Here is a 22882-nt window from a genome sequence, read left to right on the forward strand (position 1 = left end):
ACATGCCCAAGGATCAGATCGACCCCGTCGAAGAGCTGCGCGCCAACACTGCCCAACCCTTCGAACGCGCCCATGCCATGCCGCCCTCGGTCTATACCTCGCAGGAATTCCTGGACGAGGAGCTGGCCCATATCTTTGCCAAGGACTGGTATTGCGTCGGCCGCGCCGATGCCCTGGCCAACCCCGGCGATTACACCACCTGCGAGCTGGCCGGTCAGCCGATTCTGGTGATCCGCGACCGCGACGGGCAGCTCAGCGCCCTGTCGAATGTCTGCCTGCATCGCATGTCGACGCTCTTGCACGGCCGCGGCAAGACCCGTGCCATCGTCTGCCCCTACCACGCCTGGACCTACAACCTGGACGGCTCCCTGCGCGGGGCACCTGCGATGACCCTGAACGAAGGGTTCTGCAAGGACCAGTACCAGCTGCCCAAGGTGCGTTGCCAGGAATGGTTGGGCTGGGTCTTTGTCACCCTGAACGAGGACGCGCCGGACGTGGCCGACCAGCTGGCCCAGGTCGAGGAGCTGATCGTCGGCTACGACATGACCAACTATACCGAAGCCTTCTATGAGGAGCACGTCTGGGACACCAACTGGAAGGTGCTGGCGGAAAACTTCATGGAAAGCTACCACCTGCCGGTCTGTCACGCGGGCACCATCGGCGGGCTGTCAAAGCTTGAAGACATGGTTTGCCCGCCCGGCCTGCCCGCCTTCAACTACCATACGATCCTGAAGGAAGAGAGCCTGCGCATCGCCATGGCGCATGAGAAGAACGATCGTCTGAAGGGCGAGGAACGGCGCACCACCTTCCTGCTGGCGATCTATCCCAGCCTGCTCATTACTCTGACGCCGGGCTACTTCTGGTACCTGTCGCTGCACCCGCAGGGGCCGGGCAAGGTGCATATCCGTTTCGGCGGCGGCATGTCGGATGACTACAAGGACGACGCCGACGCGCAACAGAACTTCGCCGACCTCAAGGCGCTGCTGGACGATGTGAACGTCGAGGATCGCGGTTGCACCGAAAAGGTCTACAACGGCCTGTGCTCGGACCGCGCCGTGCCCGGCCACCTCAGCCACCTCGAACGCCCGAACTATGACTTCGCCCAATACCTCATGGCGAAGATCGAAGAAGGCCGTCAGGCCTGACACCCGAAGATCACAGGACCCCACATGGCCCATACCCGCATTCGCAAGTTCAACACCTCGGACACTTACCCGGAACAGAACCTGGACAACGACCTGTGCCAGGCCGTGGTCACCCAGGGCGGCAAGACCGTTTATCTGCGCGGCCAATGCCCGCAGAATCTGGACGACGCTGTGAACATCGACAGCCACGACCCGGTCGAACAGACCCACAAGGTCATGCAGAACATCCGCCAGCTGATCGAGGAGGCCGGCGGCTCGATGGAGCACCTGGTCAAGGTCGTGGTCTACATCACCGACGTGCGCCACCGCGAGGCGGTCTATCGCACCATGGGTGAATATATCAAAGGGGTGCACCCGGTTTCGACAGGACTTGTCGTTCAGGCGCTAGCGCGGCCCGAATGGCTGGTCGAAATTGATGGCACTGCGGTGATCCCGGACTGATCCCGCCCCGGCAGCCCCTGATAGGAAGGAGAGGCGCATGACATTTTCCCTGGTCGCACGTTGCGCAGAAACCGGCATGTTCGGCATGGCGATATCCTCGTCCTCGCCGGCGGTGGCCGCGCGCTGCGCCTATGCGCGGGCCGGTGTTGGTGCGGTGGCCTCGCAGAACGTGACCGACCCGACGCTGGGGCCGTTGACCTTGGATCTGATGAAAAGCGGCCTGACCGCCGCCGAAGCCATCGAGGAAGTCCAGGCCCGCGGCAAGCATATCGAATATCGCCAGGTGCTGGCGGTGGATCGGGCGGGCGGCACGGCGATCCATTCGGGGCCAAATTCGCTGGGCATCTGGACCCAGGCGCAGGGCAGGGACGTTGCCTCGGGCGGGAACCTCTTGGCCAATGACAGCGTGCCCCAGGCCATCGTCGACGGGTTCGAAGCCGCCGAAGGCCATCTGGGTGATCGGCTGATTGCCGCCATGCGGGCAGGGCTTGCCGCGGGCGGCGAGGCGGGGCCGGTGCATTCGGCGGGCATGATGCTGGTCGATGAAGTCGCCTGGCCCGTGGCGGACCTGCGCTGCGACTGGACCGAAGACTGCCCGATCGAACAGATCGCCACCGCCTGGGAGGTCTACAAACCGCAGCTCGACGCCTACATCCAGCGTGCGCTGGACCCACGCGAGGCGCCCTCCTACGGGGTGCCCGGCGATGAATGACACCGACGAATAACCTCAACTGAAGCGACTTAACGGAAACCGGAACTGGGAGGGTTCGATGACCGATCTACGCGAGAAACTGCAGGCCTTGGCAGCCCTGCCGGCCGACCGGCCGATGGGCATGCCGGGGGCCTATTACACCAGCCAGGATCAGTTTGATCACGAAGCGGCCACCGTGCTGCGCCATGGCTGGCACTGCCTGGGTCGGGTGGATGAAATCCCGAACCCTGGCGACTTCTTCACGGTGCAGCTTCTGAACGAGCCGTTGATCGTAGTGCGCGGCGACGACGACAACATCCGCGTACTGGCAAATGTTTGTCGCCACCGGGGTATGCCCCTGGCCGAGGGGCGCGGCACCGCCAAACGGTTTGTCTGCTCCTATCACGCCTGGGCCTATGGTCGCGATGGAGCGCTGCTACGGGCCGCACGGATGGAGAACGCGGGCTTTGACGCCAAGAATTGCAAACTGCACGGCCACAATGTGCAGCTGTGGAACGGGTTCATCTACGTGAACCTGGACAAGGCGGCCGCCCCCTTCGAGCACCCGGATCTGGACGGGCTTCTGGCGCCCTATGAGACCGAAAAGATGCGCCTGGTCCATGTGGCGGAGGAAAACTGGCACACCAACTGGAAATGCCTGGTCGAGAACTTCATGGAGGGCTACCATCTGTCGGTCGTGCATCCGCAGACCCTGCATAGCTACACGCCAACGGGTCTGGCGCGCAAGCTGCGGGCCGGTGACGGCTTTACCAGCTATGGTGCGAACTACCCGGACGGCATCCCGTCGCGCGGCCACGGCGCGCCGGGGCTGAGCGACGAAGAGCGCATGCGCTCGACCCTGTTTGCTAAATTTCCGACCCAAGTCGCCAGCCAGGCGGCAAGCCTGCTGGTCTCGATCTCGATCTTCCCGATCAACGCGGGGCTGATCCGGGTGAAATGGACCATGTCGACCTACGGCGATGACCTGGATGACGAGACCATCGCGCAGCGGATCAAGCTTTGGGAGGAGGTGAACCGCGAGGACCGCGAGAAGCTGGAGCGTATGCAGGTCGCGCTGGCATCGGATCACGCGCTGGAGGGGCCGCTGGCGGGTGACGATTACGAAGGCACAATCCGTGATTTCCAAATCTGGTTGGCGGCACAGGACGCCCCGGCCCACGCAGCGGAATGATCAGGCCCGACGCCTGACCGCCCACGCGGCACCTTCCCCGGGGTGCCTCGTTCCCGCCTCCTGGCCTTCGGGTCCGCACCGATTTTCCCCGCCGGTGCGGATCGGGCTTGAACGCCGGGGGGCGGGCGGCATAATTCACCCATGGCGTTGCGGTTCACCCTCAGACAGTTGGAATATTTCGTCGCCGTGGGCGAGGAAGGTTCGATCGCGCAGGCGAGCGAGCGTGTGAACGTGTCTTCGCCTTCGATCTCGGCGGCGATCTCGCAGCTCGAAGACGAGTTCGGCCTGCCGCTCTTTGTGCGCAAGCACGCGCACGGGCTGAGCCTGACCCAGGCCGGGCGGCAATTCCTGGACCAGGCGCGCCAGGTGCTGGCCCAGGCCGAGGCGTTGAACCGGCTGGCGGGCGATATCTCGGGCAATGTGCAGGGGCCGCTGAACATCGGTTGCCTTGTCACCTTCGCGCAGATGATCCTGCCCGCGCTTCGTCGCCGCTTCGTTGCCGATTATCCGGATGTGCAGGTGCGCCAGTTCGAGCTGAACCAGATGGGCATCATTGAGGCGCTGCGCCGGGCCGAAATCGATGTGGCCTTGTCCTATGACCTCGCCATCCCGCCGGACTTGGAGTTCCTGCCGCTGCGCCGCCTGCCACCCTATGCGATGGTGCACGAGGGTCATCCGCTGGCCGGGCGCGGCTCGGTCACGGTGGAGGAGCTGAAGGACGACCCCATGATCCTGTTGGATCTGCCGCTGTCCTCGGATTATTTCCTGGAGTTCTTCGAGGCCTCGGGCCGCAAGCCGAAGATTGCCGAACGCACCCGCGACATGGCGGTGATGCGCTCGCTGGTCGCGAATGGGTTCGGTTATGCCATTGCCAACATTCGCCCCTATTCGGACCTGTCGCCGGACGGTCGCAAGCTGTGTTTCATTCCGCTCGCGGGCCCCGTGCGGCAGATGGAACTGGGGCTGGTTCTGCCCCGTGGGGCGCGCAGCGTGCTGACAGTGAACGCCTTTGCCGAACACGCCCGCAAGATGGTCACCGAATGGGGCTATCCAGGCCATCCGATCGACCCGGGCACCTGAGCATAAGGAACCGACCGCATGAGCCGCACCCTGGAGATCCTCGACCGGCTGATCGCCTTCCCCACGGTCAGCGCCGACAGCAATCTCGCGCTGATCGACTATGTGCAGGACCTGCTGGCCCGGGCCGGGTTCGCGGTGACCCGCATCCCGTCGCCCTGTGGCCTGAAGGCGGGGCTGTTTGCCCGGATCGGCGCGGCGGAAGGCGGGGTCTGCCTGTCGGCGCATACGGATGTGGTGCCGGTGGCCGGGCAGGACTGGACCCGGGATGCCTTTCGCCTGACTCGGGACGATGGCCGACTTTATGGGCGCGGCACCACGGACATGAAGGGGTTCCTGGCCTCCGCCTTGGCGCTGGCGGAACGGGCGAGGCACGAGGCGCCCGATGCCGCGCTGAGCCTGGCGATTTCCTACGATGAGGAGGTAGGCTGCGTGGGTATTCGCCAGATGATGCCAACGCTTGAGCCGATCCTTGGTCGTCCCCGCGCGGTGATCGTGGGGGAGCCGACATCAATGCAGGTGGCCATGGGCCACAAGGGCAAGGCGGCGCTGGAGGTGACCTGTCACGGTCAATCCGGTCACAGCGCGCTTGCCCCAAACTTCACCAACGCGCTGCACCTGGCCAGCGGTTTCGTGACTGAAATGGTTGCTTTGCAGGACGCCCTGGCACAGGAGGCAAAGGACCCGGCCTACGCGGTGCCCTATTCCACCGTGCATGTAGGTCGCATGGAAGGCGGGCGCGCCCTGAACATCGTGCCGGACCAGGCGCGTATCCTGATGGAGTATCGCCACCTGACCGACACGCCCGGCCCCGAGCTGCGCGCGCGGATCGACGCCGCTGCGCAGGCCGTCGCCTCCCGGTTCGGCGCGCCCGATGGGATCACGGTCGAAGAGGTCAACGCCTATCCCGGCCTGTCCACAGCCGCCGACGCGCCAGTGGTCGGCTGGGCGCAGGGAATGGCGGAGGGGGCGGAGGTCACCAAGGTCGCCTTCGGAACCGAGGCCGGCTTCTTCGCCGCGCTGGACCTGCCCACCGTGGTGATCGGCCCAGGTGACATGGCGCGGGACGGGCACAAGCCGGACGAGGGGCTGGACCTGTCGCAACTGGCCGCCTGTGAAACGATGATGACGCGCATTTTGGCCGATCTGCAGGCTTGAACGCGCGGTTGCCGCCCCGAATTTGCCCATTGGCCGCCATGAAAAAGCTTCACCTGTGCCCCTTGGGCTCCTAACCTGACTGGTAGGAAGGATCCATGAGAGATCCCGGAAGGAGGGTGAGCGGATGACGTTGAAACAGGCGACGGCAAGGGTTCTGGCGCGCGAGCGGGTCTGGCAATGCTTCGCCTTTGCCTGCCTGCCTGCGTTGATCTTCTATTCACTCTCGCTGGTCAGCCTGACCGGCCAAGGCTTTCAACTGATGCAGATCCTGCGCGATCCGGGGCAGCAGCTGGATCAGTCGAGCTTTCTGGGTTTTCTGTCCAATATCGGCGTGTGGGTGTGGGTCTCGGCTGCGGCGATCAACTTCTTTGGTGCGCTGGCGGTGGGCCGCGGGCGCGACGGCAAGCTGCGTGAGTTGTTGCTGTTGCTGGGCGCGCTCTCGATTCTTCTGGCAATCGATGATTTCTTCATGATCCACGACCGTTTTATCAGCCAGCGCTATATCTTCCCGGTCTATGCGATCATCGCCCTGTCCATTCTTTTGCGCCATTTCGATCAGATCATCCGTACGGACGGGTTTGCGTTCCTGTTGGCCGGATTCTTTCTGGCCATGTCCATCGTCACAGATTTCTTCCAGGGCATGATCCCCTGGCGCTACGCCCATACGCAGGTGCTGGAGGAAGGGTTCAAGTTCGTCGGTGCAGCGACCTGGCTATATTTCGCGGTGCGGTTGGGGTTGAGCTTCCAGCGCGGCGGATGGCGCAGTGCAGCGGAGTAAGCTGCCTCAGCCTTGTGCACGCTGCCGGGCGACCTGTTCCGCAATGCGGGTCATGAAGACCTCCTGATCCGCGTCGCGCCTGTCGAGGTCAGAGAAATCGCCAAAGATCAGCCCCAACTCCTCGCACATCTTCTCCACCCGGCGCCCGGTGTCGCGATATTTTTGCAGCCGGGCCAGACGTTCCAGGTGGGTGCGACGACGTAGATGGGCCGCGTTCGGGAAATCGGCATCGCGCAGGCTGCGCAGTTTCTCGACCAGGTTCGCACGCGGGTAGCCGCAGAAGACGCAAAGCGCGGTGGGATCCCCGTCGAGATGCGCGGTGATTTCCTCTGGCGTGACCTGGCTGCCTTCGATGATGCTGTCTCGCCGGGCATGGTCGACGATCTCGAACACCCGACGGCGCAGGTGGGCGTGCTTGTTTTCGATCGGCGGGCCATGCATGACCGTGCGCAAAGCCGGATCCTTGTCCAGACAGATGTGAACAAAGTCCATCTTGCGCGCAAGCCGCGCGGCGGTGGTGGTCTTGCCCGACTGGCTTGGACCACCCAGGAAAATCCTGAAGGCAGTCATTGCTCTCTCCGTTCCGCCCCGCGTATCGGGGGGGCTTCAATCAGATCGACACCCAGTCACAGGGCGCACCGAACAGGGCCTCGACCTCGGCGTCGCGCGGCAGGCTGCGGCGCGTGCCGTCAAAACGTTCGACCATGGTCAGGGGCGGACCGGCCAGCACCCGAACCCGCTCTGGTGACAGATCGGGCAGGTCATCCAGCCTGTGGGCAATCAGATAGGGGTTGCACAGGGTCAGCGCCCTGGCGTGTGTCCGGCTGTCCCCATCGAGAAGAACCAGCGTGCCCGCATCGATCATTTCCGCGATGCGCGGGTCCATTGAGCTGTTCCAGCCGGACCGATAATCGGGCCAATGCACCAGGCCCAGGCTTTCTTCGGCTTCCAGATGGGCCTCGATCCGGGAGAGTACCTGGTCCAGCCCGACCGCCTCGACCGATAGGTCGCCAATCAGCACGTGGTTCAACTGTTCCGGGGTGGGAGGACGCGGGGACAGTGGGGCGAAGACATAGCCCGGGTTGCCGGTGCTGTCGCCCTGGGTGGCCATCTCGATCCGCCGCATGGAGGCCTGACGCATGAGACGGCGGAAGTCGTTGCGCCGCCCGCCGTGGGGGAAGCGCATATGGGTCGGGCGCAGGTGTTCGCCGTTCAGACGGGTAAAGGCCAGGGGCACGCGCGGGGCGGCCAGATACACCGATTTCTTGCCGAAGGCCTGTTCGATGCGCCACAGCAGGTAGTCGTCCGGTTCGCTGTCGACCGGATCCCAGCCTCCCAGCAGGCGCAGGTCAGCCCTGCGCAGCATCACGCCCGAGCTGTTGGTCGCGGTGAAGGTGAACTCCGGCGCCCAGCAGCCCAGGAACTGCCCGTCCGCCCCCACCAGCCCGTGACAGGTCCGCACTGCGTGGCGGTCGGCGCCGTGGAAGGCGTTGACCTGGGCGGCCAGTTTTTCGGGGTGGGCAAGTTCATTGCCGCGATGCGGGGTGACAAACTCGCCGCTGGCATGGCGCAGCCCGAGGTTCAGTAGCTCATGTTCCAGCGTGTGGCCGTGTCCGGACAGGATATTGAGCCGGTCGTCCTGCCGTTCCGGCCCCAGGGCGTCCTTGATCCGGCCGGGATCGCCGATCAACAGAAGTTCGATATTCTGCCAGCTCTGGGCCAGCAGGCTGTCCACCGTGGCGCCCAGGTGGCGTGACAGGTCGGCCAGAGGTACGAGGATCGAGACCAGCGGCACACCGTCGGTCGGGGCGGGGATCGCTTCGCCGAGGCGGGCTTGCAGGTTGTCCAGATCGAACCCGGCGGCCTCGTCCATCATTGCCAGCCCGGCCATGCCGCTGCGCAGGAAGACCCGGTTCAGCCAGCCTAGGGCGGCATTGCCGTCGGGGTTGGCGGAGGTTGGATCCAAGTGGGTGTTGGCCATGACCATGCAGAAGTCCGGATCATCGCGCAGCGAGGCAAGTGCCGTCTCTGCCACCGACCGGGCGGCGGGTCCGTTGCCCAGCTGCTGCAGACAGTCGGCCTGAACCAGCAGGCGTTCACGCTCCTTGGACGGATCGAGATCGGCCATGCTTTCAAGCGCTTCCAGGCTGCGCATCCGATCCCGGTGCACGTGGTGCCAGCGGGCCAGGTTGCGGGCGGCCAGGTTGGCCTTGCGCCGTTCGGCGCTGGTGCCTTGTCGGATGCGTTCCAGTTCGACCAGGGCGCTGGTCGAGAAGCCGCCCCAGAGTTTCTTGTCCAGATCCCCCGCGCTGTCGCCGGGTGCCTCGGCCAGCGGCGGGATGTCGGCCTGATCGGCGGCGGCCTCTTCGAGGGTCTCGAGCTGCTCGCCCAGGGTCTGCCAGCTTTCGCCCTCCGCTGCATCACGCGGGTCGGGGCCCAGCATCCAGAAGGGTTTGATCCCGTCATGGGGGAAGAACAGCGGTTTGACCTTGTCGGGCGAGGCACCGGCGCCGGTCTGCCCCTGGCCGCAGAAGGCGCGGGCAGCGAAAAAGAGCGGCAGGAACCGGTCGCGGTCGAAGGCCTCGATCTGCTCGAACGGCCAATCGGGCTGGGCGAGATAGGGCATGAGCCAACTGAATGCGACGGCCAGCCCGCGCCCGTCCGCCCCTTCGAATTGCCACAGATTGTCGCCGCAGCTGTCGGCCAGCGTGACCAGGTTCATCCAGCATTGCAGGTTGAAATGCGTGTAGTGCTGGGTCTGGGTGCGTTTCATCTCATGAGGTTGAGTCCCGTCCGGTTCGAACTGCTCCAGCACCCGTTCGCGGCTGGTGCGGAAGGTGCGGCGCAGCAGGTCCGTGTCGCCCAGGAAGGCGGCAATCGCGCCGGTCTGCAGATCGAAGCAGGTGCCGTGGTTGTTGTTCGTGGCGCGTTCCTGCTGGCCTTGGTCGGCGGTTTGCAGCCAGTCGAGGTATTCGGCCAGCCACTCGCGCAGGCTTGCGCGTTCGGGGGCGGTCAGCTCACCCGCTTGTTCCACCAGCCGGACGGCGTCCAGAAGGTAATAGAGGTCTTTCATCTCGATCAGGCCGGATTTGGAGCCCTCGTCATTGAGCTTCTGCGAGCGCGGCTGCGAGTAGCGCAGATGCGGGTTCATGCTGGTCTCCGGGTCGATGAACCAGGTGCGGATCAACGCCGCTGCATGGGTGGCGTATTCCGCTTTGCCGGTCGCCTTCCAGGCCAGCGCCAGGACCGTGGTGTCGTCGAACAGGCGCTGCAGCCGGGTGCGGTCGAAACTGTCGCTGGCGGGTTCGTAAAGCCGTGTGCCCGGAATGCGCTCGCCATCACGGAAGACATAGGGAATGCCGGTTGGCGTGTCCGGGTTGGGCCACCAGTAGGGCGCCGGGTTGAAATAGTCCTGCGGATCGCCCGAAGGCGGCAGGGCCGTCTTGTCGGTGACTGTGTAGGGGCCGCGTTGCAGGGCCAGGTCCGCCTCCAGCTTGAGCCGGTCAAACAGGTGCCCACGTGCACTGTCGGGATGCGCCTCGGTCAGGGACGCAATCTTGTCCTCGTCATAGGCCGTCAGCCGGGTCGGGTCATAAACAAGCTCCATCGCCTGTTTGTCGAGCCCGCCCAGAAGGTCGCAGACCGCGCTCATCCGTGCCTCGCCACGCGAGCGCAGCTGCGCCTTGCCCGCCACTTCCAACTGGCCTTGGCCCGAGAACAGCCGCGCCACCCAACCGGCGTATCCAAAGGCCCCGGCCTCGTCTGAATATTCCCGCCGGGGCGGGTCCCAGATCGTGTCCTTCCAGCCATCCCAACCGCCGGGAATGCCCAGGCGCCAGAAGATCTCGACCTTCGGGCGGCGGCCGTAGAAGAATTCCTCGTTGAATTCCTCCTCGGCGTCACAACGGAAGATCAGCTGTGGCTCTTCCACCGCTTCGGGCCGGTGGCTGTCATCCAGCAGATGCGCATTGTCCATCATGCGCGCCATCGGCACGACGAAGTATTTCAGCCAGGGCGTGTCCTTGACCGCTGTCAGGATCTCCTCCCAAGCTGAGCGGGTCAGGAAGCAGTTACCGTCCCAGGGCAGCACCCATTTTGCCCGTTCGCGCCCATCCCGCAGGGCAGCATTGCGCGCGCCGTTGTTGTTGATGACATAGGAGTTCTTCAACCGATGGAGCTGGTAATCGGCCAGTTTCTGGTCATAGGGCAGCATGTCGCCATACTTGCCGCGCAGGAAGAAGCCGGGTTGTGGGAAGGCCTCGATGTCCCAATCGATGCGGGCGTAATCCTCCAGCACGAAGGGAATGTGCAGGAAGGGCTGTTCGTGTTCCTGAAGCAGCGCCAGGATCGCCGCCTCCTGTTCCGGGTCGATGATCCGGTTCACCACCCAGCGCTTGTCGACATTGGGCAGCGGCGGCTCATTCTCCAGGATGAACTGCAGGTTCTTCACCGTCTGGCCCATCTCGTGGCGCGGCGGCAGGTCATTGCCCAGAATACGATAGAGCACGAACCGGTCCGGCCGCCGGTTGAGCCCCTTGAGGTGATATTCCGCCCTGAGCCCGGCCAGATCCTGTGGCGGTGGGAAGCCCGGGTCGGGCTTGGGCAGCATGGGCGAGAAATGTGCGCCCCCGGTCGTCTTGCGCTGAAACAGCTGATCCAGGTTCTCGATCCGGTCGCGCAGGAATCCGGGCTGGCCAAGGTCGATCAGGAAAGCCGCCTTCCACTTGCGATAGACGGTGCGGAACCGGGTCTGGAAGGCCGCGGCCTGGTCGGGCGCGCCGTAGATGCCCGTGGGGAAGTACTCCAGATTGTAGCCCGCGAGCCGCAGCACCTGGTGATCTGGGTTGTCGGTCAGAAAGATCGGAATGAACCCCGCACCCCAGGACTGTTTGGTCTCAATCTGACGCAACAGCGACTGGATGCGCTCGGCGCTTTGGCCGAACAGGGCCACGGCGGCCACTGCTGGTTTGGCTTTTGGATCGCGGGCGGGGGCGGCATAGCCGGGTTTGGGGCGCAGCGGTTTCGACGGGACCGGACCAAGTGGCCAAGCCCCTGCCTGATCGTCATCCAACTGATAGGCCGGTTCAAGAGACGGGGCCGTTGCCTGGGCGCCCGCCCATTCCACCTCATAGACCCGATCCTGCATCGCCTCTTCGGCCAGACGACGTGAGATCGCCTCGGCGCGGTTGCGCGCACCTGGGCCAAGGTCGCCCGGAAGGCCGGATTTTGCGTCCTGATCGTTCATACCGCCCCCACCAGTTCCGATATGGCCGCCGCTGCCCTCTGCGCCCCGTTCGGTCGCCGCAGCGCCTGACAGTTCCCGCGCACAACCCCGCGTGCCTCTTCGGTCATCAACACCTCGGCCAGGGCGCGCAGGTGGAACATCTGATCCTCCGGCAGGACAAAGCCTGCGCCATGGTCCTGCGCAAACTCGGCCCGTGTGGCCTGGTCATCCATTGATGGCGCGCGGTTGGGCAGGAAGACCGTGGGCAGGCCGAAGCTGATCACCTCGTGATAGGCGTTGTAGCCCGCCGCTGCGATCGAGAAGTCGAAGGCGTTGAAATAAGCGCTCAGCGGAAAGCCCCTGAGCACCCGCACATTGGGCCATTGCGGCAGGGAAGCCAGCCCACTACCCCATTCCGCCACGACGACCTGCAATGTTTCGAAGGTGCGGAGTTGGGTCAGGATCTCGTCCACAAGCGCGACAATATCCCGGGTGGAGCCGCCACCGAGTTGTAGAAAGACCACCGGCGCCTCCGGGTCCAGGTCAAGCCGTGCGCGCGCCTCGGCCCGGGGCAGCAGCTCCGCTTCGTCCAGCAGGCGGATTGGGTCGACCAGCAGCGCCTCGGCGCGGCGCAGGGCGGTTGGGCTTGTGTCCAACTCTCCAGCGATTTCGCCCGGTTCAATGATCAGGTCGCAGTAACGGGCGTTGTCCAGATAGGGTGAAGGCACCGATCCCCCCATGCCACGCCGCACCCAGCCCAAGCGCGCACGTCCATGCGCGCGGGTTGCATCGATCAGCCCGGGCGTAGGATTGTTGCCATCGTAGATCACTGCGTCCACGTCGAACCGGTCGATCATCTGGCCCAGCTCATGCCGAAACCAATCGTCCCAAGGGGCGATCTCCGTGCCGATCTCCTTGTGCGAGGGCAGGTATTGCACGGCACAGCCAAAGCTTTCGATGATGCGTGCGGATTGGGAAAGGGTGGCAAAGATCGGCGCGATCCCGTCCGGCAGGCGGCGCGCTAATGCCAGTAGCCGCGTGACATGGCCCATGCCGACCCCGTTTGATGGCACGAAGAGCACGCGCTTGCGTTGAGCTGGCTTCCGGCGGCGGCGTCGGGTTTTGCCCGGCCCGATTAGGGCACGGATCTGTTCGCCCTTGACCTTGGGCGAGAACTGGAACCGCGCGTGATGGGCCGCTGCCGCTTGCGCTTCGGCCAAGGCCTTGGGGTCGGCGAACAGGCGGGTGACCTCGGCAAAGGCGTCTTCCGGCTCGGCATAAAGCGCGCCATCGCCGAAATGCGGCCGCAGATAGGGAGGCAGGACCACGATTTTGCCCGAGGCCATGGCCGCGGCGATCGCCGCCTCGGGCATTTCCGGTGCGATGGCTCCAGGGAAATACTGGATCACATCCAGGGGCTCAAGGAAGCGTTCCACGGCGACATGCGCAGGCGTGTGTTCGATCCAGGATTTCGTGGCCGAGATCTTGTCCTTCAGGCTTTTGGGTGGACTGCCCAAAACGTGGAAATCCACTGTCTCGTCAAAAGGGTAGGTGGCACGGACCTCATCTGCGCTCTTTGGCCATTGGGCCGCGCCAGGCGCGCTGACCCGGCCAACGACCAGACGCTCGTCAAGGCGGCGTTCGGATCGGTCAAAGGCCAGCGGCCAGGCGGCTGGACGCCAGTCGGCGGGGGTTAGGGGAACAGACATGCCCAGCTGCGAAAGTCCGGCTCGCACCCAGCGGTTGGTCGGGGCCCAGAGCATAGGTCCGATCGCGAAATGGAACCACTGCCCCATCTGTTCGGCGTTGGGAACCTGGTCCACGACCAGCACCACCTGGTCGGCCCTGACCCCTTCCAGTGCCGTACCCGGCGACGCCAGGTTGCCCGGTGATTGGACCACGGCAAGCCGCGCGTGGACATGGGCACCTTGGGGCAGGACAGAAGCCATACCCTCACGCACGCACCGATGCAGATCGTTCGAAACACGGGGCTTGGCACCCTCAACCGGAAGGTGCATGACCGCGCAACTCAAACCGATCTCGTCACAGATCAGAATGTCCTGGCGCAGCCGCAATCCGCTGTCACCCGGTCGTGTCATATCGCCCAGAAAAAGGACATCGACCTGCGTCTCGGCGGCGGTCTGGAAGTCCTTGCTTTCGATGTGTCTCGACATGGCGGATTTCGCGAAAAATGTTGAAGTTGAAGGACTAAATCGGCGCTCTCATACCCCTTGCTTTTGCCTTGAGGATGCGAACCGACCGGGGTTTCGTCAATGAAAACTTGGAAATCCCGCGTCTAGGGACCGGTCCAGAGGTCCGCCAAATGGGCGGCTGGGGCGGCTGGAAATTAGCGGGTCGGAAGGGCAGGCCTGCGCTGGCCGTGGCACGCTCGACGCCTCCGGCGGGATGTAGGGAGGTGGCGCAGATGGTCGCCTACAGGCCGTGTGAAACGGCCTGCGGCTTGGGGGTGGGAACACAGGTTTCTCGATACGGCCCTACGGGCCGACGGGCGTTCAGCTCAGCAGACGTTCATGAAGCGCGAGGCATAGGAGAAGCTCATGCGCTTGATGTCCGACGACACGCCGCCGTGGGAGTTGATCCACTGATGGACCCAGGCCGGGTAGTGGCGGACCAGGTAATCCGTGCCCCAAGCATTGGCCGATTGCGACGCGCCATAGGCGCGATGAAATCCGAAAGATGCACCGGGCGAAATGCAGGTCTGGTCAGTGGGCAGGGCCAGATAAAGCGTGCAGGCAGAATCACAGCGCCCGGTGATGCGCACCTTGGTGCCTTGGCTGCGCACCTTGCTGACGGTGCGCGCGTAATCGACCACATGGCCACCATTGTCGGAATGCACGACCATCAATGCGGGGTTGGCGTTGTTGCCCAGCGCCAGACCGCCTTGCGACAGGGTCAGGCCGAAGATCAGGGCGGCGGTTCCGGCTTTGCGGAGAATATTCATGCTCTTGCCTCTTCAGGTTGCACGCGGTCGGCGCACAACCGGCGGTTCAAGGCCATGCATACAGGTATCGACAAGGGGCCTTTGCGGCTCCGTTTCCGACATTCGAACCCCCTGTTTGTCGAATATCGGTTCATGTCGTCCCCGGTCTGACTGCACGTCTTTTTCCGGCAAGCGCTGTCCCACGCGGACACTCAAGTTCATTACAGGCCTTCAGTCATATTCTCCCATTCTGGCGGAAGAATGGCAACAATAGGGCCAGATCCCACTGGCTGTTTCCCAGCCCTAGCAGATCAAGTTGAACGAAGTCTTAAGTTCGAAGGGGGCGCGGGCTCAATCGCTAATCTGCGGCCCCGCGCAGGTGAGCTTCAATCCGCCGATGCGCGCAGCGTCCTGAGCGAAAATCGGGTGCGCAACTGATTGGCCGCTTGTCTTGTCGCCATAGGGCCTGTGCCATTCGTCGCGATATGATTTCGGGGATCTTCCGGTGTCGTGGCGAATCGAATTTTCCGTTTGTGGTCGCAGGTTTTGCAACGAAGTCGTCTGCGCGCTCTTCGTTCTTAAGTTGATCGAGTGTCGCTGAATTCGACTGCGCGTGCCAGACCTCAAACCCACAAGGGCAGGTGGCGATCAGGTTCCAAGGGCGGGGTGCGAAACCCGAGCTGGGCAGGCGGTTCCGGGTGTGTTCCTCGCCAGGCTCTTTGGCGGAAGTTGCTTCAAGTTTCCCTAGGGTTAATCGTTGTGATGGTGTTTTGCCTATCATGGTTTTGACCGTTCCTCGGGTTCTTGCCGAAACCCGGGTCGGCCGCGAATTGAAGGGGCGGTGCCAGGTTTCGCTCGGAAACGGGCCTCAGGTTGAAATCGATGCAATTCCGTTCACCCTGAACCGGCAGGCAACCGCCGAAAATCCCGTAAAACTTGACTCAATTCGGCGTGGCTCCGTACGCTTGGGGGTACTTTCAGTGTTGTGGAGGAGTGGCATGGCACGAAGAATTGGAAGAAAGATCGGCGTTTTGTCCGCCTTGACGCTTTTGGCGACACAAGTGGGGACGCCAGTTGAAGCAGCGGAGATTTATGACCTTGATGAAAGGTGCGCGATGTATCGCACCATCTCCGACACGGAAGTGTTGCAGCGCGAGCTTGAGCGGCTTCTTGAGACGTCACCCGATGACGAATGCATCGGGTTCCTCGTGGATTTGATCGGTGGCTCGCCAGTCGCCGAGAACCCGGGGCCGCAGCAGGATCCGTACTGATCTTCGGCGGACGTCGACCAACAAAGCACCGCGGCGCGGCTTCGGCCGCGCCGCGGTTCATTTCTGAGCCCGGATTCGATGGATCGCCTTTGTATGAAGCATTCCGGGCCATGCGCCGTTTCCAGATTAGGTGACTTGCGTTATGGTTGTGTCTGGGCGGGCGCGCAGCCGACACCCGGTCGCGCCCGTGGGGAGAACAACCATGTCGCCGCCACAGCAGGCATTCGATTACGTCGTCATCGGCGCGGGCTCCGCGGGCTGCGTGCTGGCGGCGCGGCTTAGCGAAGATCCTGATGTCCGGGTGCTATTGGTCGAAGCTGGCGGACCGGTGCCTTGGTGGAAGTTCAGCCTTCATATCCCTGCGGCCAAGGGTATGGCACTGACGGGATCGCCGTTCAATTGGGGGCATACAACCCAACCACAGACACAGCTGAATGATCGCTGCATTCCTTGGTATCAGGGTAGGGCGCTGGGCGGATCCTCGGCGATCAACGGCATGGTGTTCGTCCGCGGTAACCCGGCAGACTATGACACATGGGCCGCGGACCCCGGCCTGTCCGACTGGAACCATGCAGGTGTTTTGCCGTTCTTTCGCAAGATGGAGGATCATGATCCGACCGACGGTTCCGATCTGTCGGTTCGGGGGCAGGGCGGACCGATGAAGGTTCGCACAGCCAGCGGGGCCAGCCCGCTGAGCCGGGTCTTTGTTGAGGCGGGCACCCAGGCGGGCCATGCCGAGATTGCCGACATGAACGGCCCCAATCCCGAAGGGGTTGGCCTGCTGGACATGAATGTGCATCACGGTCGGCGCCTGTCGACCTGGGATGCCTATATGCGGCCTGCCCTGGGGAGGGCGAACGTGACGGTCTGGGATCATACGCAGGTCGTTCGCCTGAACATCAACGGCGGACGTTGTCAGGGTGTGGCTCTGGACCGTGCGGGAGAGGCGCAGGAGGTGTTGGCCCTGCGAGAGGTGATCCTCAGCGCGGGCACGATCGGCTCGGCGGCCATGCTGTTGCGCTCAGGGATCGGCCCGGCGGATGAGCTGGCCGCACTGAACATCCCAGTCGCGTTGGACCTGCCCGGGGTCGGGCGGAACCTGCATGACCACCTGCAGATCACCGTCGCCCACAAATGCGTGCAGTCAGTCACCCTGCATGCCCTGTCGCACCGCCATATGCAGCTGCTCACAGGATTGCGCTGGCTTCTGACGCGCAGCGGTTGGGGTGCGACGAACCACTTTGAAGCGGGCGGGTTCGTGCGCTCCGGTGACAAAGCCGCCTGGCCGGACATCCAGTTCCAGTTCACCCCGCATGCGATGAGACGCAACGGCGGTGGCGAGCTGGTTGGCGAACAGGGCTACCAGGTCCATGCCGGGCCGCAACGCCCCATGTCGCGCGGGCGGCTGTGGCTGCGAAGTGCGGATCATCGTGACGCGCCCCTGGTCGATCCGCGCTATCTTTCCGAGCCCGACGACTGGCAGGGCATGCGCGATGCGCTGCGACTTGCGCGCGACGTCTTCGCACAACCGGCCTTTTCCCCCTACCGCGGCCCCGAATTGCGGCCTGGCAGCGGGGTCCAGAGCCGCGCAGAAATCGACGCCTACATCCGTCGTTCGGCCAGTTCCGGCTATCACCCCTGCGGGACCTGCCGGATGGGCAGCGGCCCCGAGGCCGTGGTCGATGGCCAGCTGCGGCTGCATGGTCTCGACGGGTTGCGCGTAGCGGACGGATCTGTGATCCCCTCCATCCCGTCGGGCAATCTGAACGCGCCAGCCATCATGATCGGCGAGAAGGCTGCTGCACTTATCAGGTCCGGGTGATCTCTCGGCGGTCAGGGCAGGGGCACGAAACCCTTTGCAGACAAGGGCTTTTGCGCTACGCTTTTTCCATGGACCTGTTTGGAAGGAGCATTCGACCAGCGTCCGGTCCCGCGATTTTGCTGCTGCGAAGCGTGTGGGAGAAAGGTTCGAAGAGACGCCCTTCGGACTTACGGGGACAGGTAGTACCTGCCGCTTGGCGGGCGTTCCCGACAGTGTTGCCGGCCTCTGGCTCAATGGCCCGAGGGTTTGGCCCAGATAGACGCAGTGCGCGCGACACTGCCGTTCGAGCAGAAACGAGTATCGCCCCGATCCACCCCGTATTTGGGTGTGGAACGAGGTCGTGAGAAGGCCTGGCCAGACATCAGTCGGCCACGGAGGGGTGTTTCCTCCGCTCCCGTTTCGACTTGAAGAAAGTGAGACCAGAACATGTCAAAACCAAAAGTCATTCGTAAAGCAGTCTTTCCCGTCGCCGGCATGGGAACCCGGTTCCTACCAGCCACCAAGGCGATGCCCAAGGAGCTCCTGCCTATTGTAGACAAACCCATCATCCAGTTCGCGGTCGAAGAGGCGATCGAGGCCGGGATCACCGACATGGTCTTCGTGACCGGGCGCACGAAACGCGCCATCGAGGATCATTTCGATGGCAATGCCGAGCTTGAAGCGACACTGGAAAGTCGCGGCAAGGACAAGCTGGTCGAGATGGTGCGCAACATCATCCCGCCTGGGATCAGCTGCGTCTTTGTGCGCCAGGCCGAGGCCCTGGGGTTAGGCCATGCCGTGCTCTGCGCCGAACCGGCGGTGGGTGGTGGGCCCTTTGCCGTGCTGCTGCCTGATGACCTGATGGCAGGGGCGCCCAGCCCGACCAAGGCGCTGGTGGATCACTTTGCCCAGACCGGCAAACCGGCGATCAGCGTGATGCCCGTGGCCCAGGACCAGATCCACCAATATGGTGTGGTCAAGCCTGTGACCGAGGCCTCGGTCGGGGCCGTCGGCATGGCCGGGATCGTCGAAAAGCCCGATCTGGCCGAGGCACCGTCGAACCTGGCCGCCGTGGGCCGCTATGTCTTCGACCATGACATCTTCGACCATCTGCGCAATCTTCCGCCCGGGGTCGGGGGGGAAATCCAGCTGACTGATGCGATCAACATCATGGCCAGCCAGCGTGCGGTGGACGCGGTTCCGATCACCGGCAAACGCTACGACTGCGGTTCGAAATTCGGCTATCTCGAAGCGATTGTAGATCACGCCCTGACACATCCGGATTTTGCCGAAGACTTCGCCGATGTGATCATGCTCAAGGCCGAGCGATTGACGCAGCCGAAAACCGGCACGCATTCCTGAACGGATTTTTCTGGCCCCGGCCGGAAACGGTCGGGGCTGAAACTGGTTTGATGAAGAGGTCATCATGAAGATAGCGATGATCGGGACGGGTTATGTTGGGCTTGTCTCTGGGGTTTGTTTTTCGGATTTCGGGCATGAGGTTGTCTGCGTTGACAAGGATCCGGCGAAGGTGGCGATGTTGGAGCGGGGCGAGGTGCCGATCTATGAGCCCGGGCTGGATGAGCTGATGGCCAAGAATGTCGCCGCCGGGCGGCTCAGTTTCACCGGTGATCTCAAGGCCGCGGTCGATGGCGCCGAGGCGGTGTTCATTGCCGTCGGCACGCCCACCCGGCGCGGCGATGGTCATGCGGACCTGACCTATGTCTTTGCCGCCGCTGAAGAAATCGCCGCGGCGATCACCGATTACACCGTCGTCGTGACCAAATCCACCGTGCCCGTCGGCACCAACCGGCGCGTGAAGCAGATCATTCACAAGGCCCGACCGGAGCTTGATTTCGACGTCGCCTCGAACCCCGAATTCCTGCGCGAGGGCGCGGCGATCGATGATTTCATGCGCCCCGACCGGGTGGTCGTCGGCGTGCAGACGCCGCGCGCCGGTGAGGTGATGGACGAGATCTACCGCCCGCTGTTCCTGCGCGATTTTCCCGTCGTGACGACCGATCTGGAATCGGCCGAGATGATCAAATACGCGGCCAATGCCTTCCTTGCCACGAAGATCACCTTCATTAACGAGATCGCCGCGCTGTGCGAACGGGCCGGCGCGGATGTGAAACAGGTCTCGAAGGGGATCGGGCTGGACGGGCGGATCGGCAACAAGTTCCTGCACGCAGGGCCTGGCTATGGTGGCAGCTGTTTCCCCAAGGACACCCGCGCGCTGGCCCGGATCGGCCAGGAGCTGGGCTTGCCGATGCAGATTACCGAGACGGTCATCAAGGTTAACGACGAGATGAAGCGGCGCATGATCGACAAGGTCATGGACCTCTGCGACGGCTCGGTGAACGGCAAGGTGATCGCGGTCCTGGGCGCGACCTTCAAGCCGAACACGGATGACATGCGCGACGCGCCCTCGCTGACGATCATCCCGGCGCTGGTGGGCGGCGGGGCGAAGGTGCGCGTGGTCGACCCGCAGGGGCTCTCCGAGGGCGAGGCGCTGCTGCCCGGCGTGCATTGGGTCGACGACGCCTACAAGGCGGTGCAGAACGCGGATGCGGTGGTGCTTTTGACCGAATGGAACGAGTTCCGCGCGCTGGACCTGAAACGCCTGGCCAAACGCATGACCACCCCGCGCATGGCCGACCTGCGCAACATCTACTCCCCCAAAGACGCAAAACGCGCAGGCTTCCACGCATACACAGCCGTCGGAAGGGGCGGCTTTGAAAACCGGGCGAGCGCGGCGCGATTCGAGTAGATTGTGGCAACATTAAGGCCATCTTCACCGGCTTTTGCTCGCAAATCCCCAATAAAACTTGATGAATCCCGTTTTGCGCCCAACTGCTGCCACAGTTGTGATGTGAAATTTCTGTGACAAAAAGCCCTGACCACACTACCCTGATAAGAAAAGGGGAAGGACGTGTTACCGGAGTATATCTTCATCGGGCCGCACAAAAGCGGCACGACCTGGATAGATCACTATCTACGCTACCGTGGTGACGTGGCCTTGCCTGCGCTCACCAAGGAAACCTTCTATTTCGACAAGCTCTATGAGCGCGGTGAAGGGTGGTACAAGGCGCAATATGGCGACCGTGAACCGGGCAAACGCATCTGCGTCGAGGTCGCCCCGTCACTGCTGGACAAGCCAGAAGCGGCCAAACGGGTGGCGCGCGATCTGCCAAATGTCACGGTAATCTGCACCCTGCGCAATCCGATCGACCGGGGGGTGGCGCATTACTTTCACCACCTCAAGGGCGGCGAGCGGGATATGGGGTTTCGCGCCATGGCCAAGAAACACCCGGAGCTTCTGAGCAACGGCATGTATGCAAAGCATCTGGCGATGTGGGTGGATCTGCTGGGCCCCGATCAGGTCAAGGTTCTGCGCTATGACCTGTTGGCCCAGGATGCAGCTGCCTATTGTCAGAAGATTGATGCCCTGCTGGGTTTGCCCGAGAACATGCCGCCCGCGAATGTCCTGGCTGCGCGGATCAACGAGGACGGAGACCCGCCGCTACGCTGGCTGGCGCGCGCCGGGCGCCGTACGGCCGAAACACTGCGCTTTCTGGGGGCCCATCGTCTGGTCAACCTGATCCGAACGCCGGGAGTGCGGCGCATGATCTATGGCCCGCCGCCCGAAGGGGATCGGCGTGGTCGGATCCGGGATGAGGCGATGGAGTATTACAGCACCTTTCGCGATGACTTCATGCAGCTCAACGCGGCCTTTGGTGTAGACGTCTCTGACTGGGAGCACTCTGCAGATTTGCAGACCATCTCGGTGCGCGAGGCCGCTCAGTAAGCTACCCCTCTGTTTGGGCACAACAGGCGCAGCGGTGACGCATAGTCCCGAGTGAGCGCTTTGCAACGGCCATGTTGGTGAGTGGGTGGTGGTCAATAAACGCCAGAGAGATTGAAACGTGGTAGTGCGTTATTCCAGCTGACATCGTTCCGAACATGCCTGCTCGGGCAATGCAGTCGCGCCGCCGTTGCGTGCCTCGTGGTCCACTTTGCAGAAACGCGATCTGCGTTGCTCTTTACAGCCGTCACCCTAACATCCAGGTGCCCCTTCGGTCGTTCGTGTGCATTTTACCAGTTGCAAAGTTCGCGCAGTGGGATCAGGGCTTCTTCCATATCGGCAATCTGGAAACTGGCGGTCATCGGGCGGCCGGTAAAGGTGGTCGCGCTGACGAACAGGCGATCGGCGCCAATCAACTGATTGATCACCGGAATGGCCGCCCCCCCTGTGTAGAGGCCCAAGGCGTCGTTGTCCGGTGAGGCCTGCAGTTGCAGCGGCACCGGTGCCTGGTCGTCCAACTTGTAGATCAGAGTGCCGTATTCGCCAACATCGGACATGTAATTCTCACCAAAACGGAACTGGATATTGGTGGTGTTCTCGATGCAGGACAGCACCAGTTCGGCGCGTCTCGGGCGGTTGAACAGGCCGGGCATCTCCTGAAAGCTTTCGACAAAGGCGACCAGCGAGTTCTGGCTTCCGACCGGCGGCTTGACCTCTTCGAGCTGCCAGTCACCCACGGTGTCGCGCATCACCACGCAGCTGATGCCAATGGTCTGATCACTGCAGGGCGGGGCCTGTTCGGCCCATGCCGTACCCGAGAGCGGCATTCCGCTCGACATCATGGCGAGGCAGAGAAAAAGTGAGGTACGCGTCACGTTTGTCATGGGGCTATCCTTGGCTCCGTGTTCTTGAAGTTTTCCTGAAATCTTCCCGAGTAATGATCCCTTACCATCTGGTGCCACGGACAATCTCAGCGTGGCAGGTCGTGGGTTCATCATCCCGGTGCCCGGGCTTTCTGTCAAATTCGGCGGTATTTTGCCGTGCAGGTTGAAGGGATTTGTGAGAAACCAACAAGGAGTGATTCGAAAAATGTCGGCCACACCTGTAACCCTGGGTTGAAAGTCAAGCGAAAAGCGCACGCGCTGGATTAATTCTAGTCTCGCTTTTTTCTGTATCCACAACAGCTTGTGGCGCTTTTGCATAAATTTTGCGAAAGCGAATTGTTATGCCACAATGAGTTTCTGTTTTGCAGGGGTTCAGCGGGGAGGAGCCCCAGAGTTTTTAAATGGTCGGTTGAGTATCATTCAATCTGCTCTTTTCATCAGGGGGGTGGTGATATGGGTGCCTTAAAGGGAGCT

The 22882-nt window shown here is 63.0% G+C and carries 17 protein-coding genes; 12 read left to right on the plus strand and 5 right to left on the minus strand.

Annotated elements, in window-relative coordinates; translation table 11 throughout:
• Positions 1 to 2 precede the first annotated feature (2 nt).
• The 7 genes from ACO07D_RS11225 to ACO07D_RS11255 all read left to right on the plus strand — a co-directional run bounded on the left by ACO07D_RS11225 (position 3) and on the right by ACO07D_RS11255 (position 6482).
• Complete coding sequence (locus ACO07D_RS11225) at positions 3 to 1145, plus strand: aromatic ring-hydroxylating oxygenase subunit alpha (RefSeq protein ID WP_421703030.1); 1143 nt, start codon at positions 3 to 5, stop codon at positions 1143 to 1145.
• 24 nt (positions 1146 to 1169) lie between these two features.
• Positions 1170 to 1586 (plus strand): RidA family protein, encoded by a 417-nt coding sequence (locus ACO07D_RS11230; RefSeq protein ID WP_224857210.1) that lies wholly within the window; start codon positions 1170 to 1172, stop codon positions 1584 to 1586.
• 37 nt (positions 1587 to 1623) lie between these two features.
• Entirely contained in the window at positions 1624 to 2298 is a 675-nt protein-coding gene (locus ACO07D_RS11235) for a DUF1028 domain-containing protein (RefSeq protein ID WP_421703031.1), read from the plus strand.
• A 58-nt stretch (positions 2299 to 2356) separates the two neighbouring features.
• Positions 2357 to 3469, plus strand: a complete 1113-nt coding sequence (locus ACO07D_RS11240) for an aromatic ring-hydroxylating oxygenase subunit alpha (protein ID WP_421703032.1) — start codon at positions 2357 to 2359, stop codon at positions 3467 to 3469.
• A gap of 141 nt (positions 3470 to 3610) precedes the next feature.
• Complete coding sequence (locus ACO07D_RS11245; protein ID WP_421703033.1) at positions 3611 to 4549, plus strand: LysR family transcriptional regulator; 939 nt, start codon at positions 3611 to 3613, stop codon at positions 4547 to 4549.
• An 18-nt stretch (positions 4550 to 4567) separates the two neighbouring features.
• Complete coding sequence (gene argE / locus ACO07D_RS11250; protein ID WP_421703034.1) at positions 4568 to 5704, plus strand: acetylornithine deacetylase; 1137 nt, start codon at positions 4568 to 4570, stop codon at positions 5702 to 5704.
• Between the two features lie 124 nt (positions 5705 to 5828).
• Positions 5829 to 6482 carry a hypothetical protein gene (locus tag ACO07D_RS11255; protein ID WP_421703035.1) on the plus strand — a complete coding sequence of 218 codons (654 nt, stop codon included), beginning with the start codon at positions 5829 to 5831 and terminating at the stop codon, positions 6480 to 6482.
• 6 nt (positions 6483 to 6488) lie between these two features.
• Here ACO07D_RS11255 and ACO07D_RS11260 read toward each other — a convergent pair whose 3' ends face one another.
• The 4 genes from ACO07D_RS11260 to ACO07D_RS11275 all read right to left on the minus strand — a co-directional run bounded on the left by ACO07D_RS11260 (position 6489) and on the right by ACO07D_RS11275 (position 14668).
• The gene (locus tag ACO07D_RS11260) at positions 6489 to 7052 is read right to left on the minus strand and encodes a hypothetical protein (protein WP_421703036.1); all 564 of its coding nucleotides are present in this window, start codon (positions 7050 to 7052) and stop codon (positions 6489 to 6491) included.
• A gap of 40 nt (positions 7053 to 7092) precedes the next feature.
• Positions 7093 to 11727 carry an alginate lyase family protein gene (locus ACO07D_RS11265; RefSeq protein WP_421703037.1) on the minus strand — a complete coding sequence of 1545 codons (4635 nt, stop codon included), beginning with the start codon at positions 11725 to 11727 and terminating at the stop codon, positions 7093 to 7095.
• The gene (locus tag ACO07D_RS11270) at positions 11724 to 13880 is read right to left on the minus strand and encodes a glycosyltransferase (protein WP_421703038.1); all 2157 of its coding nucleotides are present in this window, start codon (positions 13878 to 13880) and stop codon (positions 11724 to 11726) included. Before ACO07D_RS11270 ends, ACO07D_RS11265 begins: the two co-directional genes overlap by 4 nt.
• Positions 13881 to 14224: 344 nt before the next feature.
• A complete protein-coding gene (locus ACO07D_RS11275) occupies positions 14225 to 14668 on the minus strand; it encodes a hypothetical protein (protein WP_421703039.1) in 444 nt (147 codons plus the stop codon).
• A gap of 758 nt (positions 14669 to 15426) precedes the next feature.
• Here ACO07D_RS11275 and ACO07D_RS11280 point away from each other — a divergent pair.
• The 5 genes from ACO07D_RS11280 (at position 15427) to ACO07D_RS11300 (ending at position 21527) form a co-directional block, all read left to right on the plus strand.
• A complete protein-coding gene (locus ACO07D_RS11280; protein ID WP_421703040.1) occupies positions 15427 to 15918 on the plus strand; it encodes a hypothetical protein in 492 nt (163 codons plus the stop codon).
• 202 nt (positions 15919 to 16120) lie between these two features.
• The gene (locus ACO07D_RS11285; protein ID WP_421703041.1) at positions 16121 to 17740 is read left to right on the plus strand and encodes a choline dehydrogenase; all 1620 of its coding nucleotides are present in this window, start codon (positions 16121 to 16123) and stop codon (positions 17738 to 17740) included.
• A 426-nt stretch (positions 17741 to 18166) separates the two neighbouring features.
• Positions 18167 to 19081, plus strand: a complete 915-nt coding sequence (gene galU / locus ACO07D_RS11290) for a UTP--glucose-1-phosphate uridylyltransferase GalU (RefSeq protein WP_421703042.1) — start codon at positions 18167 to 18169, stop codon at positions 19079 to 19081.
• Between the two features lie 64 nt (positions 19082 to 19145).
• A complete protein-coding gene (locus ACO07D_RS11295; RefSeq protein WP_421703043.1) occupies positions 19146 to 20489 on the plus strand; it encodes a UDP-glucose dehydrogenase family protein in 1344 nt (447 codons plus the stop codon).
• A 162-nt stretch (positions 20490 to 20651) separates the two neighbouring features.
• Positions 20652 to 21527 carry a sulfotransferase domain-containing protein gene (locus ACO07D_RS11300; RefSeq protein ID WP_421703044.1) on the plus strand — a complete coding sequence of 292 codons (876 nt, stop codon included), beginning with the start codon at positions 20652 to 20654 and terminating at the stop codon, positions 21525 to 21527.
• A 287-nt stretch (positions 21528 to 21814) separates the two neighbouring features.
• Here ACO07D_RS11300 and ACO07D_RS11305 read toward each other — a convergent pair whose 3' ends face one another.
• Positions 21815 to 22408, minus strand: coding sequence for a type VI secretion system-associated protein TagO (locus tag ACO07D_RS11305; RefSeq protein ID WP_421703045.1), 594 nt, complete (start codon positions 22406 to 22408; stop codon positions 21815 to 21817).
• Positions 22409 to 22882 lie beyond the last annotated feature (474 nt).

The organism is Aliiroseovarius sp., from assembly GCF_965228805.1.
In the GTDB taxonomy this organism is placed as follows: domain Bacteria; phylum Pseudomonadota; class Alphaproteobacteria; order Rhodobacterales; family Rhodobacteraceae; genus JASBTN01.